The sequence below is a fragment of the Micromonospora sp. NPDC047527 genome (assembly GCF_040643015.1).
GTDB lineage: Bacteria > Actinomycetota > Actinomycetes > Mycobacteriales > Micromonosporaceae > Micromonospora.
This window is the reverse complement of the sequence record NZ_JBEYTK010000009.1, coordinates 75,742-92,791: the sequence shown is the minus strand read 5'-3', so window position 1 is coordinate 92,791 and position 17,050 is coordinate 75,742. Positions and strand designations below refer to the sequence as shown.

The following is a 17,050-nucleotide window of genomic DNA, read 5'->3' as shown; positions in this document are numbered from 1 at the left end:
CCATGAGTGATCCGAACGGGCTGATCCAGCCGGGACGCCCCGCGCCCGGTTTCACCCTGGCGAGCACTCCGGACGGGCGCCAGACCGGGCCCGAGCAGTTCCGGGGTCGACCGGTCGTCCTGGCCTTCTACCCCGCCGACTGGAGCCCTGTCTGCGGTGACCAGATGTCGCTCTACCAGGCGGCGGCACCGGTGTTCGACCAGTACCAGGCGGTGGTGCTCGGCATCTCGGTGGACAGCATCTGGTCGCACCGGGCGTTCGCGCAGAGCCAGGGCATCGAGTTTCCGCTGCTCGCCGACTTCGAGCCCAAGGGCGAGGTGGCCCGCCGGTACGGCGCGTACACCGCGCAGGGCGTGACGGCACGGGCGCTCGTGGTGCTGGACCCGTCCGGCACGGTGGCCTGGAGCTACCTGTCCTCGCCGGAGGTCAACCCGGGCGCCGACGGGATCTTCGACGCGCTGGAGCGGATCGCCGCCGATCGGAAGGTGATGGCCGGATGACCACGCCACTTCAGGTGACCGCCCGGCTGCGGGAGCCGATAACCGTCGAGGACCACGTCCGCGGGCCGTCGAACGCGGCGGTCACCATCATCGAGTACGGCGACTTCCAGTGCCGGTTCTGCGGTGCCGCGTACCCGAACCTGCACGAGTTGCTGCGCCAGCGCGCCGACACGGTACGGCTGGTCTACCGCTACTTCCCGATCGCCAACGTGCACCCGTACGCCGAGCGTGCGGCCGAGGCCGCCGAGGCCGCCGCCAGTCGGGGCCGGTTCTGGGAGATGCACGACTGGCTGTACGAGCACCAGGACCAGTTGGACCCGGTGCACCTCTCGCTCGGCGTCGAGCAGCTCGGACTGCCGCCGGACGAGGTGAACGGCGAGGTGGAGCGCGGGGCGTACGCCGACCGGGTGCGCCGGGACTTCGTGGGCGGGATCCGCAGCGGGGTGAACGGCACGCCGACCCTGTTCATCAACGACGTCCGGCACGACGGCGGGTACGACCTGCCCGACCTGCTGGCCGCCGTGGACGCGGCGGCCGACGCCTGACCCGGCACGGCTGATCGGCCGCTCAGATCAGGCGCAGCTCGCGCGCCCGCCGGACCGCCTCGCGCCGGCGGGTCGCGCCGAGTTTGCGGTAGATGTTGCGGACGTGGGTCTTCACCGTGTTGACCGAGAGTGACAGCTCGGCGGCGATCTCCACATTGGACAGGATGCTCTGCAGGTAACGCAGGATGGTCAGCTCCCGTTCGGTGAGCGGCTCGTCGAGCGCTTCCGCTGGCTCGCCGCCGGGTCGGGCCGTGCTCTGCTCGGCCCCCCGCACCAGGTCGCTGACCAGCGGGAAGTGCGCGGTGCCCGCGTCCAGGTGCGCGGCCAGCAGGTCCCGCACCGACGGGTCGGCGCGCGTGAAGACCCGCCGGCAGCCCTGCGCGCCGGCCAGGTCCAACACCTGCTCCAGGGTCCGGCCGACCCGGCGCGCGTCCCCGCCCCGGTCGGCCAGCACCGCCTCCAGCAGGCCGGCGTCCAGGCGTACCGGCAGGGGCCAGGTCGCGGCGGGCGGCGCCTGCCACTCCGGCAGGGCCCGCCCGGCGGCGGAGAGGTCACCGGCTCGCAGCTCCAGCCGGGCCAGGGCCACGGCGAGCGCCGGGCTGTCCGGGTCGCCGCTGACGTCGGCGAGCAGGGCTCGGGCGCCGTCCTGGTCGCCCCTCTCGGCGCGGATCTCGGCCTCGACGGCCCGCAGCAGACCCGACAGCTCGGCGGCGGCCGACTCGTCGGGCAGTGACTCGCGGGCCCGGACGAGCATCCGCTGGCCAGCCGCCGGGTCTCCGGCGTCACGGTGCAGCTGCGCCCCGCACCACGCGGCCAGGGCCGTCGCCACCGGGTCGCCTCCCGAGCTGGACCAGTCGTGCCCGGTACCCGCCTCGACGACGCCGACCGGGCCGGTCGCCGGCACGGCGAGCGCGAGGTTCGCGGCAGCTTCCTCGGGCTGGTCACGGTGCAGCGCCACGACGGCCAACGCCAGGTACGCGTAGGCGCAGTCGAGCCGGCAGGACCACCCCCGGCACGGCGGCATGCCCAGGGCGTCGCGGGCCGCCCGCTCCGCCGCGCGCAGCTCGCCGCGCACCGCGAGCAGCAGGGCGGAGCGACTGGCACAGACCAGCTCGGTGCGGGGCCGGCCCGCATCCCGGGCCGCCACCCGCGCCCGGATGAACCGTGCGGTGGGCAGCCCGCCGCCGGCCAGCTCGACGAGCCCGAGCGCGGTGCCCGTGAAGGCGCGCAGGTCGGCGTCGTCGGCGCTCGACGCGGAACCGGGTGCCGGATGTGCGCTGGCCGGCCCGGTCGGCGGGGTGTCGACCGGACGGGTGCGCAGTAGCCGGGCGGCGGCGGCACGGACCTCGGTCCGGTCACCGGCGAGCCGGGCCATGGTCAGCTCCAGGGCGGTCGCCATCCGCTGGAACCGGTCCCGGCGCGGCACCGGAAGGGTGTTCGCATATCCGACGGCGGTACGCAGGTGACCGGTGGCGGCCGGCAGGTCGCCGACGTACGCCCGCTCGGCGGCGCAGGCCAGGGCCACCTCCGGATCGGCGCGGACCACGTCCGGCGGCGGGGACGGGGGTGCCGGGCCGCGGACCGGTTCGTCGTCGTACCGGGTCAGCTCCGGCCAGTGCGCGACGAACAGGTCCCCGGCCAGATCCCACCGGCCGGCCGCCAGGGCATGCCGCAGCCCGTCGGCCGGACGACCGTCCCCGGCGTACCAGTCGGCCGCCCGTACGTGCAGCTCACGCAGCTCGTCGCTGGGCAGCCGGGCCAGCTCGGCCCGGAGCAGGTCGGCGAGGAGTGGGTCGCAGCGGTACCAGGGTGGGCGGCTGTCCTCCCGGCGCAGGAGGCCACCGGCCCCGGCCAGGTCGGCCAGCGCCTGCCCGGCGTCGGCGCGGCCGGTCAGCGCCTCGGCCAGATCGGCGCAGATGGTCTCGGCGAGGGCGGTGCGGCGCAGCAGGTCCCGGTCGGCCGGGTCGATCGCCGCCAACACCTCCTCGTGCAGGTAACCGGCGATCTCCGGTTGGTCGCCGCCGAACTGCCCCACCCAGCGCTCCGGGTCGGGCTGCCCGCGCAGCGCCAGTACGGCGATCCGCAGCGCGGCCGGCCAGCCCCCGGTGCGCTCCCGCAGTCGGCGTACCGCGGTCGCGGGCAGCGCCGCGCCGTGCGCGGTGAGCAGGTCGGCCACCTCGTCGTCGGTGAAGGCCAACTCGTCCGGGCCGATCTCGGTCAGCTCACCGGCGAGGCGCAGCCGGTGCAGGGCCAGCGGCAGCCCGGCCCGCGCGCCGACGACCAGGTGCAGCCGCTGCTCGCAGTGGCGCAGCAGGAACTCCAGCCCGGTCAGCGCCGCCGGGTCGGTGACCCGGTGCAGGTCGTCCAGGACCAGCAGCACCGGACGTTCCAGGGCGGCCAGCCCGGCCGCGAGCAGTTCCAGTTGGTCGGGGCGCGGCGGCCCGGCGGGCAGCGGGGCCAGCGGGTTGTCGTCCGCCGCCCCGGTCGCGGTCCGCAGCGCCGCCGCCAGGTACGCCCACAGCCGGTCGCCGTCGTCGCCGGCCTCCACCGACACCCACGCCGGCTCCGGCCCGACCTCGGGCACCACCAGCGGCCCGGAGTCGGGCACCAGCGGCCCGGCGTCGGCCTCGGGTGCGGTGCCGGCCAGCCGCACCCAGGTGGCGAGGAGCGTGGTCTTGCCCCAACCGGCGGGCGCGGTGACCAGGGTGACCGGCCCGGCGCTGCCCTCGTCGAGCCGACGCAGCAGGCGGGGCCGGGCCACCACGGGCTCGGGCGGCACGGCCGGGGTCAGCCGGGATGCCAGCAGCGGCGGCTCCCCGGGGAGCCCCGCCGCCGTACCCACCCGCACGCGATCACGCTGTTCCGTCACCCGGCCCCACCCCCCGCCGACGTCCCACCCCCCGGTCGGCGAGCGGTTACCCGACCAGGGCCGGTTCACCCCTTCCGGGCGAGCCCGCTTCACCCGGCCCCGACCGACGATCGGGGGACGTGGACCTGGCAGGACGGGTGGGACCGATGGGACGGCTGAGGCGCGCGGGATCCGCCCTGGGCGGCGCTGCGCTGACCGGGGCGGTGCGGCTGCTGCGCGTACCCCGGTGGCGGGGCCGGCCCGGCGCGGACGGCGACCCGGCCGCGACGGCCCGGTGGGAGGTGGTGACGGTGGATCGCCCCCCGGAGCAGGTGCTTCCGGGCGGCCGGTGGCCCGAGCCGCTGCGCCGCCTGGACGGCGCGGTCGAGGTGCGGGTGCGCCCGGCCCCCGGCGACCGGGGCACCGAGCTGGCCGCCCGCCCGCGGGCCAGCGCCGCACCGACGGTCGGCCTGGCCGCGCACCTGGTCGGTGACGACCCGCGGCTGCTGGTCCGCCGAACGCTGCGCCAGGTCAAGCAGCACGTCGAGGCCGGTGAGGTGCTGCGCGCGGACCGCTCCGCGCTGGACCGCCACGAGGCCCGCGGGTGAGGGCGCTGTGCTGGGTGGCCGCCGACGAGTTGGCGGTACGCGAGGTGCCCGACCCCGAGCTGCGCAACGAGCGGGACGCCATCGTCCGCGTCCGGCGCAGCGCCACCAATGGTGCCGACCTGCCGCTGCTGGCCGGTCGGGACCCGCTCGTGCGTGCCGGTGACGTCCTCGGCACCGAGTTCCTGGGCGAGGTGGTCGAGGCCGGTCCGGCGGTCCGGCGACACCGGATCGGGGACCGGGTGGTGGTCGGCGCGAGCGTCGCCTGCGGTGGATGCTGGTACTGCCGTCAGGGCCGGCACTCCTGCTGCGACAACGGCAGCACCGACCCGGCGACCGCCGATCTTGGCTGGGGTCACCCGGACGCCGGCTGCTTCGGCCGGCCCCGGGCGGCGGGCGGCTTCGCCGGCGGTCACGCCGAGTACGTCCGGGTGCCATACGCCGACGTGGGCGCGTTCCGGGTGCCGGACGCGGTCGGCGACGACCGGGCGCTGTTCGCCGCCGACGCGGCGCCGACCGGCTGGCTGGCGGCCGAGCTGGGCGAGGTGCGGCCCGGCGACGTGGTGGCGGTGTGGGGTGCCGGTGCGGTGGGCCAGTTGACGGCCCGCGCGGCGATGCTGCGCGGTGCCGCCCGGGTGCTCGTCGTGGACCGGCACGAGGAACGGCTGCGGATGGCCGAACGGCACGCCGGCGCGGAGCCGCTCGACTACCGCCGTACCGATGTCGGGTCGGAGCTGCGGGACCGCAGCGGTGGACGCGGCGCGGACGTGTGCGTGCTGGCCGTCGGCGCACCGCCCGCGCGGTCCCTCGCCGAACGTCTCGCCGGCCGGGGCGCCGACCGCCCGGACGCGCTGCACGAGGCGGTGCACGCCTGCCGCAAGGACGGCGTGGTGGTGGTGCTCGGCGGTGCGGACGCGTTCGTCGACGCGTTCCCGCTGGGCGCGGTGACCGACAAGCGGCTCACGCTGCGCGGGGCCCGCCGACCGGACCTGCGGGACGTGCCGATGCTGCTGCACCGGATGGCCCGCGACGAGCTGCGCACCGAGCACCTGGCCACCCACCAGTTGCCGTTGGAGGACGGCCCGCACGGGTACGCGCTGTTCCGGGATCGCGCCGACGGGTGCGTCCGAGCCGTGTTCACGCCGTGAACCGCCCTCGGCGATCGAGGTCGATGGGTGGCAGACTCCGGGGATGGCTGGGGAGCGGACGTACGACGTGGTGCTGTTCGGCGCGACCGGGTTCACCGGCGGATTGACCGCTGAATACCTGGCCCGGCACGCGCCACCCGGGTTGCGCTGGGCGCTGGCCGGGCGTAACCGGGATCGCCTCGACGCCGTACGCGCCCGGCTCACCGCGATCGACCCGGCGCTGGCCGACCTGGCGCTGCTCACCGCCGACGTGACCGACGCCGACTCGCTACGCGCGGTGGCGCGGAGCGCCCGGGTGGTCGCCAGCACCGTCGGCCCGTACATCCACCACGGGGAGCCGCTCGTCGCCGCCTGCGCCGAGGCCGGCACCGACTACCTGGACATCACCGGCGAGCCGGAGTTCGTCGACCTGATGTACGTCCGGCACCACGCCGAGGCGACCCGCACCGGCGCGCGGCTGGTGCACGCCTGCGGGTTCGACTCCATCCCGCACGACCTGGGCGTCTGGTTCACCGTCAAGCAGCTGCCCGCCGACGGTCCAATCTGCGTGGACGGCCACGTGCGCGCGGGTGGCCGATTCTCCGCCGGCACGTACCATTCCGCGCTCACCGCGTTCTCCCGGACCGGGGAGGCGAGCCGGGCCGCCCGCGCCCGCCGGGCCGTCGAGCCGCGCCCCACCGACCGCCGGGTCCGGGCGGTGCCCGGCCGGCTGGCCCGCTCGGCGGAGCTGGGCATCTGGACCGTGCCGCTGCCCACCATCGACCCGCAGGTGATCCGCCGGTCGGCGGCGGCCCGCCCCGAGTACGGCCCGGACTTCCGCTACCGGCACTTCGCCGCCCTGAAGCGGCTGCCGACGGTGCTGGTCAGCGCGGTGGGGCTCGGCGCGCTGGTCGGCCTGGTGAAGCTGCCACCCACCCGACGCTGGCTGCTCGGTCGGCTCGCGTCCGGGCAGGGGCCGACGCCGCAGCAGCGAGCGGCGTCCTGGTTCCGGGTCCGGTTCGTCGGCACCGGCGGCGGTCAACGGGTGGTCACCGAGGTCGCCGGCGGCGACCCGGGCTACGACGAGACGGCGAAGATGCTCGCCGAGTCGGCGCTCTGCCTGGCACTCGACGACCTGCCGCCGACCGCCGGTCAGCTCACCCCGGTCAGCGCGATGGGTGACGCGCTGCTCGACCGGCTGATCCGGGCCGGGCTCACCTTCCGGGTGCTGGAGCGGGGCGAGAGCCCGGCGGAGCGTGGGACCGGGTCGGCGGCTTGACCCTCGACCAGGTCGAGGGGGCAGGATGCCGGATGTGGTGAGCGACCTGCACAGCATCGGCGAGCTGGCCCGGGTCAGTGGCCTGACCGTGAGCGCCCTGCGCTTCTACGACTCGGCGGGGGTGCTGGAGCCGGCCCTGGTCGACCCGGTGACCGGCTACCGCTGGTACACCGACGAGCAGATCGGCCCGGCCCGGCTGGTGGCCGGGCTACGCCGGGTCGGCATGCCGGTGCCGGAGATCGCCGCCGCGGTCCGCGCGAAGCCCGCCGAGGTGCACCGCCTGCTCGACGCGCACCTGCGCCGGCTGGCCGATGGGCTCGCCGACGCCCGCCGCGAGATCGTCCGGCTCCGCGCCCTGGTCGACCCGACGCCGGCCACGGCCACGACGCTGCTGCTCTCCCCCGCCGGGTTGGCCGCCGCGCTGGACGCGGTGCGCTTCGCCGTCGGCGTCGACCCGGAGCTGCCGGTGCTCTGCGGGGTGCTGCTCGACGTGGAGCCGGACGCTGTTCGGCTTGTCGCCACCGACCGGCACCGACTCGCGCTGGCCCGAGCGGCGGCGGACGTCGACGGTCCGCCAGCGCGGATGCTCCTGCCGGTGGACCTCGTCGACCGGCTCCGCCGGCTGCTCGACAACGCCGACGCCGAGCCGGTACGGCTGACCGTGGCCGGCACCGACCTGCGGGCGGTGGTGAGCGGCCGGACGCTGACCGGCACGGCCCTGCCCTACGACTTCCCGGATTACCGTCGGCTGCTGCGCGAGGCGGTCGGCGAGCGGCCCGCCACGTACCGCATCCCGGTGGACGTGGCGGCGCTGCGTGCCGCGCTGACCGACCCGGCCGCCCCCACGGTGGTCCGTGAGCACGCCGGCAGGCCGCTGGCGGTCAGCGTCCTCGGCCTCGACGACCGGGGTGACCTGCGCCTGCTGGACCCCACCGACCTGCCCGAGCCCCACCCGGCCGGCACGGGCCGCGAGCCGCACCGGGCCGGCGGGCTGCGCATCGGGGTGAACGGTGACTACCTGCTCGACGCGCTGGACGCGGCCGGCGGGCCGCAGTTGGTGCTGGAGCTGGACGGGCCGATCGCCCCGCTGGCCGTACGCCGTCCGGACGACGCGGACACCTTCTCCGTGCTGATGCCGATCCGGCTCTGAACCGGGCCGTCACTCCCCGTCCCGGGTCGAAAGGGGCGCGACGGTAGCATCTGGTGGTCCACCTGACCCCGGACGGAGGCGTACGGAGCAGCATGCTCGACATGGAGTTGATCCGGAAGGATCGCGAGGCGGTGGCGACCGCGCTGGCGAAGCGTCTGGATCCCGCCGAGGTCACCCGTGCCCTGGACGAGATCCAGCGGCTCGACCAGGAACGACGCGCACTCATCACGGAGATCGACGCCGATCGGCAGCGCCGCAAGGCGGAGGCGCGGGCGTACGCGGAGGCGAAGCGCGCCGGCCGCGAGCCGGAGGCCGCCGCGCCCGATGCCGGCCGCCGGCAGCTCTCCGAGCTGGAGTCCGAGCTGGACGAGGTGCAGGCCCGGCTGCGCACCGCGATGAGCGAGCTGCCCAACCTGCCCGCCGACGACGTCCTCCCCGGCGGCAAGGAGGCCAACCGGGTCGTCAAGACCTTCGGTGAGGCCCCGGTGATCGAGAAGGTCCGCGATCACGTGGAGCTGTCGCGGATGCTCGGTCTGGTCGACCACGAGCGGGGCGTGAAGCTCGGCGGCTCCGGCTTCTGGATGTACACGGGGATGGGCGCCCGCCTGGAGTGGGCGCTGCTGAACTTCCTCATCGACGAGAACATCAAGGCCGGCTACGAGTTCCTGCTGCCGCCGCACCTGCTGCTCGACACGGCCGGTTTCGCCGCCGGGCAGTTCCCGAAGTTCTACGACGACGTCTACCACCTGGACCGGGAGTCCGCCCCGCGCGGGCAGTTCCTGCTGCCCACCTCGGAGACGGCGATCCTCGGGGCGTACCAGGACGAGATCCTGGAGACGCCGAAGCTGCCGCTGAAGCGGTTCGCGTACACGCCGTGCTACCGCCGGGAGGCGGCCGGCTCACACTCGGACGAGCGCGGCACCGTGCGGGGCCACCAGTTCAACAAGGTGGAGATCTTCCAGTTCACGCTGCCCGAGCAGGCGGACGCGGCGCTGGAGGAGATGGTCACCCACGCCGAGAGCCTGGTCGAGAAGCTGGGGCTGCACTACCAGCGCAGCCTGCTGTCGGCCGGCGACGCCAGCGCGTCCATGCGCAAGACCCTCGACATCGAGGTGTGGATGCCGAGCATGGACAAGTACAAGGAGGTGTCGTCGGTCTCCTGGGGCGGCGACTACCAGGCACGCCGGGCGGCCATCCGCTACCGCGAGCCGGGCGGCAAGCAGACCCGGTTCGTGCACACGCTCAACGGGTCGGCGCTGGCCACGAGCAGGCTCTTCCCGGCCATCCTGGAGCAGTTCCAGCAAACCGACGGCAGCGTGCTGATCCCGAAGGTCCTCCAAGACCGCCTAGGCACCGACCGCCTAACCCCCACCCCGCGCTAACTGCCCCGCCCACCCCGAGCCTCCGCCCCTCCCGTCGATCTTGCAGTTTCGGTCCCCGAAATAGGGTGCTCTGCGGCTTTTGTCGCGGCAGAAACTGCAAGATCGCGGGAGTGAGGGCGGGGGCGGGAGCGGGCTTTTAGGAGCAGTAGGGCTGTCAGGGCCGCTAGGAGGAGTGCTGGGCCTAGTTTGTCCAGGGCGGCGGCCAGGGTTTGTTGGACGTGGGCGGCTGCGCGGATCACCGGGTCGTGTAGGGCTTCTCGGCGGCCGTCGAACAGCCGCAACTCGTACCAGCCGTACCAGGCGACGTACCCGCCGGTGATCAGCAGCACCAGGCCGCTGAGCCGGGGCACCAGGGCGCCGGCAACCCGCAGCCGGGCCACCAGGCCGTCGCGCAACAGCGCCACACCGAGCGCTGCGACCGCGACCACCAGACCCATCCCGAGGGCGTACGCGCCGAACAGCGCCAGCCCTTCGCCGGTCGAGCCGGCCTGGAGGCTGGTCACCACGATGGCCAGGAACGGCGCGATGGCGCAGCCGAGCGAGGCCAGCGCGTACGCCGCGCCGAACAGCGCCATCGACGGCCAGGAGCGGGTCAGTCGGGGTGCCCGCGCGGACCAGCCGGGGGCGGGCAGTCGCCGGCCGGCGAGCAGCCAACAGCCGGCCACCACCAGCAGCACGCCGAGCGTCATGGTCAGCCACGGCAGCCGGGGCCGCAGCCAACCGGCGAGCGGCGCGACCGCCAGGCCGAACGCGCCGAAGACCAGCACGTACCCCAGGGTCAGCCCGGCCGCCGCGGTGAGCGCGCGGCCGACCGCCCCCCGGGTGTCCGACGGCCCGGCGACCAACAGCGAGAGGTACGCGGGCAGCAGCGCGAAGCCGCACGGGTTGACCGCGCCGAGCATGCCGGCGGTCAGCGCGAGCAGCAGCGGGGCGGTCACGCCCCGGCCAGCGCGGCGACCTTGGCGGTGAGCGCCTCACCGTCCAGGAAGCCCTGGTGGACCACCTTGCCGTCCCGGTCGATGATCACGAAGATGCTCTGTTCGGTCACCTTGAACCGACGCCAGAGCGTCCCCTTACGGTCGTCGATCTGCGTGGTGCCGTCCAGGTCGAACTCGGTGACGAAGTCCTTCATGGCCTTCTGTTCGCCGAGCCCGGCGACGCCGACGATCGGCACGGTGTCCCGGTAACGCGGCGCGATCTCAGCCACCGTCCACGCCTGACTGGCGCAGGTGGCGCACCACGGCGCCCAGAACCAGAGCACCACGGGTCGGCCGGCGAGCCGCGTCGCGTCGAACGCGCCGCCGGTGAGGGTGGTGCCGGCGAAGCGCAGCGTGTCCGGGATCGGGGCGGGCGCGGCCGACGGCGAGTCGGCCGGTGTGCCGGTCGGCGCGGCCGGGGCGCTGGTCGGGGCCGGCGCGGCCCCGGCGGCAGCAGCGTCGGGCGGCACCGTGCCGGTGCAGGACGCCGTGGCGAGCAGGGCGGCGACGAGCGCCCCGACGGTGGCGGCGCGGGGCAGAAACCCGACCGTTGTTCGCCCGATCCCCATCGGCATCCGCTTCTCCGTTCGTCGTCAGGACGGAACACCGGCGTTGCGCAGGCGTCCCTACTCGGCCTTGGCCAGGCGCAGGGCGAGTTCCGGGCAGACCTTGACCGCCTTCAGCGCGCCCTCGCGCAGCCAGGTCGGCACCGGCGTGGCCGGGAAGGCCGGATATCCGTTGCCGTCGAGCCGGATGAAGTCCGGCACCACGTGCGCGCAGAGCCCGTGACCGTCGCAGCGCGACCAGTCCAGGGTGAGCTTCTGCGGGTTGGTATCGGGCGCGCCCGGCAGCCCCATCACGCCCTTGACCCGCCGGCCGCAGCCGTCGCCGGTGCTGTGCATCCGCAGGTCGTCGGCGAAGACCTCGATCGCGGAGAGGGCGAACCGGGCGGTGCCGTCCGGGTGGCTGCACGCGCCCCGGCCCTTCACCTCGCCGGCGGCGGCGCGTACCACGTCGGCCGGTTGGCTGCCGGCGACGGCCAGGTCGACGGCGCGGGCCAGGTCCGGCAGGCCCATCTTGCAGGGGCCGCACTGGCCGGCGGACTCGCCGGCCAGGTAGCGCACCACCTGCGCGGCCTCACCGAGCGGACACGTGTCGACACCGAGCGGGACGATGATGCCCGCGCCCAGGGTGCCGCCGACGGCGGCCAGGCCCTTGCGGGAGACCTCGGCCTTCTCCGCCGCCTCAGGGGTGATCCACTTGCCGTGGTAGCCGCCCATCAGGATGCCCTGCACGTCCGGGACCTCGCACAGGTCGAGGACGTCGCGCAGCGGCATGCCCGCGGTGCACTCCACCACGGCCGGTCGGCCCGCCGCGCCGGTCACGGTGAGCAGCACGGTGCCGGGCTCGTCGTCGGTGCCGAGCGCCGCGTACTCGTACGGGCCGAGTCGCGCCCCGACGGCGAGCTGGGCGTACGTCTCGGCGTTGGACAGCAGCGTGGGCAGTCCACCGACACCGGAGTCGCTGGAGCGCTTCTTGGTGCCCGGCGGGATGTGCGGCAACCCGTTGATCCCGTTGACCAGCGCGCCGCCCTCGCCGGAGATGAACCGGTGCGGCACGGTGACGATGGTGGCCGGCACCGGCATCCGGCGCTCGCTCAGCGCCTCCATCAGCGACTCCCGGCCGACCCCGTCGTCAGCCACACCGATCACGATCTCCTCGGCGTCCAGGGCGTACGCGGCCAACGCCGCGCCGTCGAGGATCAGGTGCGGCGCGCGGGTGAGCAGCACCTTGTCCTTCCAACTGGCCGGCTCACCCTCGGTAGCGTTGACCACGACCACGGCGGCGAGGTCCTGCCGCTCACAGGACTCCAGCACGGCGCGCAGTTTGCGGGCGAACGGGAAGCCGGCCCCGCCCTTGCCCTTGAGCTGCATGCCCTCGGCGAGCCGGAGCAGTTGGGCCGGCTCCATCGGGCCGATCGGCCCGTGCACCTCCTCGTGCGCGGCCAGGTCGAGCCGGCCGAACTCGGCGAAGCCGGCGGTCAGTCGGGGCTCGCCCACGCAGGCGACCGGGGGCACGGTCGTCCGCATCACTTGGCCTCACCCCGCAGTCCGGCCCAGTACGCGCCGTCCACGGCGTCCGCGCTGGCCTTGCGGCGCTTGGCGGAGCGGCCCTCGCCGGCGGCCCGACGGGCTCGCCGCGACGCCAGGTCGACCAGGGTCGGGGTGTCGTCGACGGGCGGCGGCACCTCCTCGGGGACGTACCGGGCCGGCGGACGCCAGTAGTCCGGCTCCTCCGGCAGGTCGTCCTCGGCGCTGTGCCGGCCGCTGCCGCTGCGCGGCGCCGCCGAAATCGGGCCGGCGGAGATCGGGCTGCCGGAGATCGGGCCGGCCGAGATCGGCTCGGCGGAGATCGGCTCGGCGGCCTGCCAGCGGCGCGGGCTGTCCCACGGCTCCTCGGCCTCGTCGAGCGTCCGTCGTGGCGGCGCCGAGTACCGGCTGCCCTCGTCCTCGGTACGGGAGCGGCGGCTGGGCCGTTCGGCGACCGGTTCCTCGACCGGCGCGGTGCCGCGTCGCCGGCCGGTGGTGGCCGCCTCGTCCCGGGTCCGGGTCCGGCTGCGCTCACCGCGCCGGCGGGCCACGGGCTCCAACTCCTCCTCGTCGCGCGGACGGGTGGGAATCTCCTGCGCGCTGCGGCGGGCGGACCGGCGGGGTTCCGCCTCGTCGCGGCGCCCGCGCGTCGGCCGGTCGACGTCCTGCCGGGCGGCCGGCTCCTCGTCCCGCCGCCGTCGGCTGGGCCGGGCCGGCTCGGCGAGTGAGCCGGGCTCGGGCACCACCGGGACGGTGAACCGCTCGGGGTCGCGCCGCCTTGAGCTGGCGGGTGGTGCGGTCCAACTGGCGGTGGTGGCCTCCGCCCAGGCGGGACGCTTGTCCTCGCTGGTGTCGCGGCGTCGAGTCAGGCCGGCCAGCAGCGACCGTCCGCGGCTCTCCACGCTGCCCCGGCCGGCCATCACCGCGTTGCGCACGGCGGCCTGGTGCTGCTCGCGGCTGCGCCGGCCGATGGTGACCGAGAGCCGCACCAGCAGCGCCAACACGACCAGCAGGATGCAGGCGAGGTAGCTGAGCACCACCCAGGAGTTCGCGGCCCGGCCGGCGTTGAGGCCGTGCAGCACCGCGAACGGCCAGGCCAGGTACGCGGTGGAGTGCAGGGCGCGCCACAGCCACTTCGGGCCGACGCCGGCGAAGCGGGCCCGGATGATGCCGGTCCAGATCACGCTGACCATCAGCAGGGCGGCCACGGTGCCGAGGCCGACGTAGAGCCCTCGGCCGCCGACGAACGGGATCAGCGAGTCGGTCGCCGCCGCCCGCCCGGTGGCGATCTTGGTAAGCACGTGGAAGCCCAGCCCGGCCACGCCCAGGACGCCGGTTGCCCGGTGCGCCGACTGCATCAACACCCGGTGCGGGATGCTCAGCACCAGCCGGTCGGTGGCGAGCAGGCCGAGCATCACGGTGATGCTCAGCGACACCAGGGCGATCACCCCGGCGAAGAACTCGGTGAAGAAGAAGCCGTACGCGTACGCCGTCTGTCCCGCGCCGGTCAGCATCGTCGCCGCCCAGAGCGCGGCGACCACCGATGCGATCAGCAGCATGGTCGCCGACCGCGACCGAGTTCGTACCCCACGGCTGCTGGCGCTGGTCCGGACCGTGGTGGCCTTCTCGTTCTGCTTTGCCCGGGCCATCTGCTCCTCGATCGTCTCGCGGCGGCGCACCACCGGCCGACCCCTGCTCCCCCATCCAGTACGGACGGACGGGGCGTGCGGATCACCTGGGGATGGAAATTTCTGGGCCGGATCGAACCAACCGGCGGCGGCGCGCGTAGTAGCCGAACCCCTCGTGACGGGACGGACACCGATTGACGCCCATGCATTGACAGCCGTTGCAACGTGCTTGTAATCTTTCGGCAATTTTCAGCATGGGTTGCAAGATTCAAGCAATCCCGGTGTTCCCCCGCAGCACCACCCCACCCCCGCTCCCGTCAGGAGTCCTCGATGCACCGTCGTCGACGCGGCTCGGCGATCCTCGCCCTCGGCCTGATCGCCAGCCTGCTCGTCCCCCTCACCGTGACGGCACCCCCGGCCGCCGCCGCCCCGGCGGGCAACAAGAAGGTCATCGTCCAGCTCTTCGAGTGGAACTGGCCCTCGGTGGCCAGCGAGTGCCAGAGCACGCTCGGCCCGAAGGGCTACGGCTACGTCCAGGTCTCGCCCCCGCAGGAGCACGTACGGGGCAACCAGTGGTGGCTGGCGTACCAGCCGGTCAGCTACCGCATCGAGTCCCGCAAGGGCACCCGCGCCCAGTTCCAGTCGATGGTGAACACCTGCCACTCCGCCGGGGTCAAGGTGCTCGTCGACGCGGTCATCAACCACATGTCCGGGCAGGCCAACGGCGGCACCGGCTGGGCCGGCTCGCCCTACTCGCACTACGACTACCCGGGCATCTACCAAACCCAGGACTTCCACCACTGTGGGCGCAACGGCAGCGACGACATCGTCAACTACAACGACCGGTACGAAGTGCAGAACTGCGAACTGGTCAACCTGTCGGACCTGAAGACCGAGTCGGACTACGTCCGCACGAAGATCGCGTCGTACCTCAACGACCTGCTCTCACTCGGCGTGGACGGCTTCCGGCTCGACGCCAGCAAGCACATGCCGGCCGCCGACATCGCCGCGATCAGGGGCAAGCTCTCCCGCTCCGCGTACATCGTGCAGGAGGTCATCTACGGCGCCGGTGAGCCGATCCAGCCGACCGAGTACACCGGCAACGGCGACGTGCACGAGTTCCGCTACGGCAAGGACCTGGCCCGGGTGTTCCGTTCGGAGCGGCTGGCCTACCTGCGCAACTTCGGTGAGGGCTGGGGGCACCTGCCCACCGGAGTCGCCTCGGTGTTCGTCGACAACCACGACACCCAGCGCGACGTCGGCGGCGTGCTCACCTACCGGGACCGGGGCATCTACGCGCTGGCGAACGCGTTCATGCTGGCCTGGCCGTACGGCTCGCCGACCGTCATGTCCAGCTACACCTTCAGCAACCGGGACGCCGGCCCACCCTCGGACGGCGCCAACAAGACGCTCAACACCACCTGCTACTCGGGTTGGGAGTGCGAGCACCGCTGGCCGGTGATCGCCAACATGGTCGGGTTCCGCAACGCCACCGAGGGCGCGGGAGTGGCCAACTGGTACGACAACGGCAACAACCACATCGCGTTCAGCCGCAGCGGCAAGGGCTACATCACCGTCAACGACGAGGACTCGGCGGTGAACGGCCGCTCGTACTACACCGGACTGCCCGCCGGCCGGTACTGCGACGTCATCCACGGCACGTACGCGGGCGGCATCTGCAGCGGGCCGGTGATCACCGTGGACGGTAGCGGCTGGTTCGCCGCCAACGTTCCTGCCCACGACGCGGTGGCCATCCACATCGGCGCGCGGGTCTGAGAAGGCGGGAAGGGGCCCTTGTCGCCTTTTGTGCGGCACGGGCCCCTTCCTTACGGCCCAGGTCCGATACAGTGCTTTGGTGCAGTTTGACCGAATGGCTCCGTACCGTCGTCGGGGTGTCTGGGTGGTCGCCGCCATCGCCGTGGCCGCGCTGCTGACCGTCGCGTTGCTGGTCGGCCAGGCCCTCACCCCGCGCTCGCCGAACCGCGACCGGCCGGTCGCGGCGGCGCCCGACCCGACGCCGAGCAGCATCGAGCAGAGCCCCGAGGAGTCGGTGCCGGCGGCGGCTCCCGCCCCGGACGGGCTGCCGGTGGTCGACTACGACCCGGCGCCGAAGGGGTTCCCGGCCGATCCGGCCACCATGGACACCACGCCACTGACCGAGGGCGTGCACCCGACCCGGCGGATCGCCGCGTACGACGCGCCGGGCGGACGTCCGCTGGCCTTCCTCGAACCGACACTCGCCGGTGTGGAGCTGACCGTGCCGATCGCCGAGCGGCGGGTCGGCTGGACGGCCGTCCTGCTGCCGTCGGCGAACCGACGCCTCGCGTGGCTGCCACCCGGCGGGTTCGACACCGTGCCGCTGCGCGACCAGATCGTGGTGGAGCGCAAGGTGCACCGGCTCACCTGGTACCGGGCCGGCAAGGCGATGCGGTCCTGGCAGACCAGCCTCGGCCAGGCCGGGCAGGAGACCCCCCTCGGGCGAACGTTCATCCTGGGCCGTACCGAACCGCCCGAGCGGGTCTACGGCGGGGTGGACATCTACGCCCTCGGCTCGGTGCCCGACGACCCCGAGGCGGTGCCGGCCAGCCTGCGCGGCGCCCACATCGGCCTGCACACCTGGCACAACGACGACGACCTGGGCGAGAACACCACCAACGGCTGCATCCGGGTCACCCGCAGCGGCCAGCGTGAGCTGCTCGCCGAGGTCCGCCCCGGCAGCAGCCTGGTCGTGGTCGAGCAGCTACCCACGCCGCCGCCGACCGCCTGAGCGGCGGAGGCACAGAGCCTCAGTCGCCATGCAGCCAGCCGTTCCGCTCGGCATGGACGCCGGCCGGCGGGCCGGCAGGCCGGTGCGATACGGAGCGTGACGTCCGCCGGGAGCGGCACCAGCGGACCGCAGCGCCCCGGTGCCGGGGCTGC

Annotated in this window: 14 protein-coding genes; 9 read left to right on the top strand and 5 right to left on the bottom strand. The window is 74.2% G+C overall.

Features of this window, described 5'->3' with window-relative positions:
* Window positions 1-2 precede the first annotated feature (2 nt).
* Together ABZ808_RS27225 and ABZ808_RS27220 are read left to right on the top strand one after the other, a co-directional pair.
* Window positions 3-500, top strand: a complete 498-nt coding sequence (locus tag ABZ808_RS27225) for a redoxin domain-containing protein (protein WP_357011785.1) — start codon at window positions 3-5, stop codon at window positions 498-500.
* Entirely contained in the window at window positions 497-1,045 is a 549-nt protein-coding gene (locus ABZ808_RS27220; RefSeq protein ID WP_357011783.1) for a thioredoxin domain-containing protein, read from the top strand. Before ABZ808_RS27225 ends, ABZ808_RS27220 begins: the two co-directional genes overlap by 4 nt.
* Before the next feature lie 22 nt (window positions 1,046-1,067).
* Here the strand turns inward: ABZ808_RS27220 and ABZ808_RS27215 are convergent, their stop codons facing one another.
* Window positions 1,068-3,914: a LuxR C-terminal-related transcriptional regulator gene (locus tag ABZ808_RS27215; RefSeq protein WP_357011781.1), complete on the bottom strand. Its 2,847-nt coding sequence runs from the start codon at window positions 3,912-3,914 to the stop codon at window positions 1,068-1,070.
* A 146-nt stretch (window positions 3,915-4,060) separates the two neighbouring features.
* On the opposite strand from ABZ808_RS27215, the gene ABZ808_RS27210 reads away from it, so the two are divergent.
* The 5 genes from ABZ808_RS27210 (at window position 4,061) to serS (ending at window position 9,436) form a co-directional block, all read left to right on the top strand.
* The gene (locus tag ABZ808_RS27210) at window positions 4,061-4,501 is read left to right on the top strand and encodes a hypothetical protein (protein ID WP_357011779.1); all 441 of its coding nucleotides are present in this window, start codon (window positions 4,061-4,063) and stop codon (window positions 4,499-4,501) included.
* Window positions 4,498-5,646, top strand: coding sequence for an alcohol dehydrogenase catalytic domain-containing protein (locus ABZ808_RS27205; protein WP_357011777.1), 1,149 nt, complete (start codon window positions 4,498-4,500; stop codon window positions 5,644-5,646). The genes ABZ808_RS27210 and ABZ808_RS27205 overlap by 4 nt, the downstream gene beginning before the upstream one ends.
* A gap of 43 nt (window positions 5,647-5,689) precedes the next feature.
* Window positions 5,690-6,904: a saccharopine dehydrogenase NADP-binding domain-containing protein gene (locus tag ABZ808_RS27200; protein ID WP_357011775.1), complete on the top strand. Its 1,215-nt coding sequence runs from the start codon at window positions 5,690-5,692 to the stop codon at window positions 6,902-6,904.
* A gap of 25 nt (window positions 6,905-6,929) precedes the next feature.
* Entirely contained in the window at window positions 6,930-8,054 is a 1,125-nt protein-coding gene (locus ABZ808_RS27195; protein WP_357011773.1) for a MerR family transcriptional regulator, read from the top strand.
* 92 nt (window positions 8,055-8,146) lie between these two features.
* On the top strand, window positions 8,147-9,436 hold the full coding sequence (gene serS / locus ABZ808_RS27190) for a serine--tRNA ligase (RefSeq protein ID WP_357012010.1): 1,290 nt from the start codon (window positions 8,147-8,149) through the stop codon (window positions 9,434-9,436).
* Here serS and ABZ808_RS27185 read toward each other — a convergent pair.
* The 4 genes from ABZ808_RS27185 to ABZ808_RS27170 are packed head-to-tail and all read right to left on the bottom strand — an operon-like array spanning window position 9,433 to window position 14,185.
* Window positions 9,433-10,374 carry a cytochrome c biogenesis CcdA family protein gene (locus ABZ808_RS27185; protein WP_357011771.1) on the bottom strand — a complete coding sequence of 314 codons (942 nt, stop codon included), beginning with the start codon at window positions 10,372-10,374 and terminating at the stop codon, window positions 9,433-9,435. The two genes, serS and ABZ808_RS27185, sit on opposite strands and share 4 nt — an antisense overlap.
* Window positions 10,371-10,988 (bottom strand): thioredoxin-like domain-containing protein, encoded by a 618-nt coding sequence (locus ABZ808_RS27180; RefSeq protein WP_357011769.1) that lies wholly within the window; start codon window positions 10,986-10,988, stop codon window positions 10,371-10,373. The genes ABZ808_RS27185 and ABZ808_RS27180 overlap by 4 nt, the downstream gene beginning before the upstream one ends.
* A gap of 51 nt (window positions 10,989-11,039) precedes the next feature.
* Window positions 11,040-12,503 (bottom strand): NADH-ubiquinone oxidoreductase-F iron-sulfur binding region domain-containing protein, encoded by a 1,464-nt coding sequence (locus tag ABZ808_RS27175; protein WP_357011767.1) that lies wholly within the window; start codon window positions 12,501-12,503, stop codon window positions 11,040-11,042.
* Entirely contained in the window at window positions 12,503-14,185 is a 1,683-nt protein-coding gene (locus tag ABZ808_RS27170; protein WP_357011765.1) for a hypothetical protein, read from the bottom strand. The genes ABZ808_RS27175 and ABZ808_RS27170 overlap by 1 nt, the downstream gene beginning before the upstream one ends.
* Before the next feature lie 276 nt (window positions 14,186-14,461).
* Here ABZ808_RS27170 and ABZ808_RS27165 point away from each other — a divergent pair, with 276 nt between their 5' ends.
* Both ABZ808_RS27165 and ABZ808_RS27160 read left to right on the top strand, forming a co-directional pair.
* The gene (locus ABZ808_RS27165) at window positions 14,462-15,907 is read left to right on the top strand and encodes an alpha-amylase family protein (RefSeq protein WP_357011763.1); all 1,446 of its coding nucleotides are present in this window, start codon (window positions 14,462-14,464) and stop codon (window positions 15,905-15,907) included.
* A 79-nt stretch (window positions 15,908-15,986) separates the two neighbouring features.
* Entirely contained in the window at window positions 15,987-16,898 is a 912-nt protein-coding gene (locus ABZ808_RS27160) for a L,D-transpeptidase family protein (RefSeq protein ID WP_357011761.1), read from the top strand.
* The last annotated feature ends 152 nt before the right edge of the window (window positions 16,899-17,050 follow it).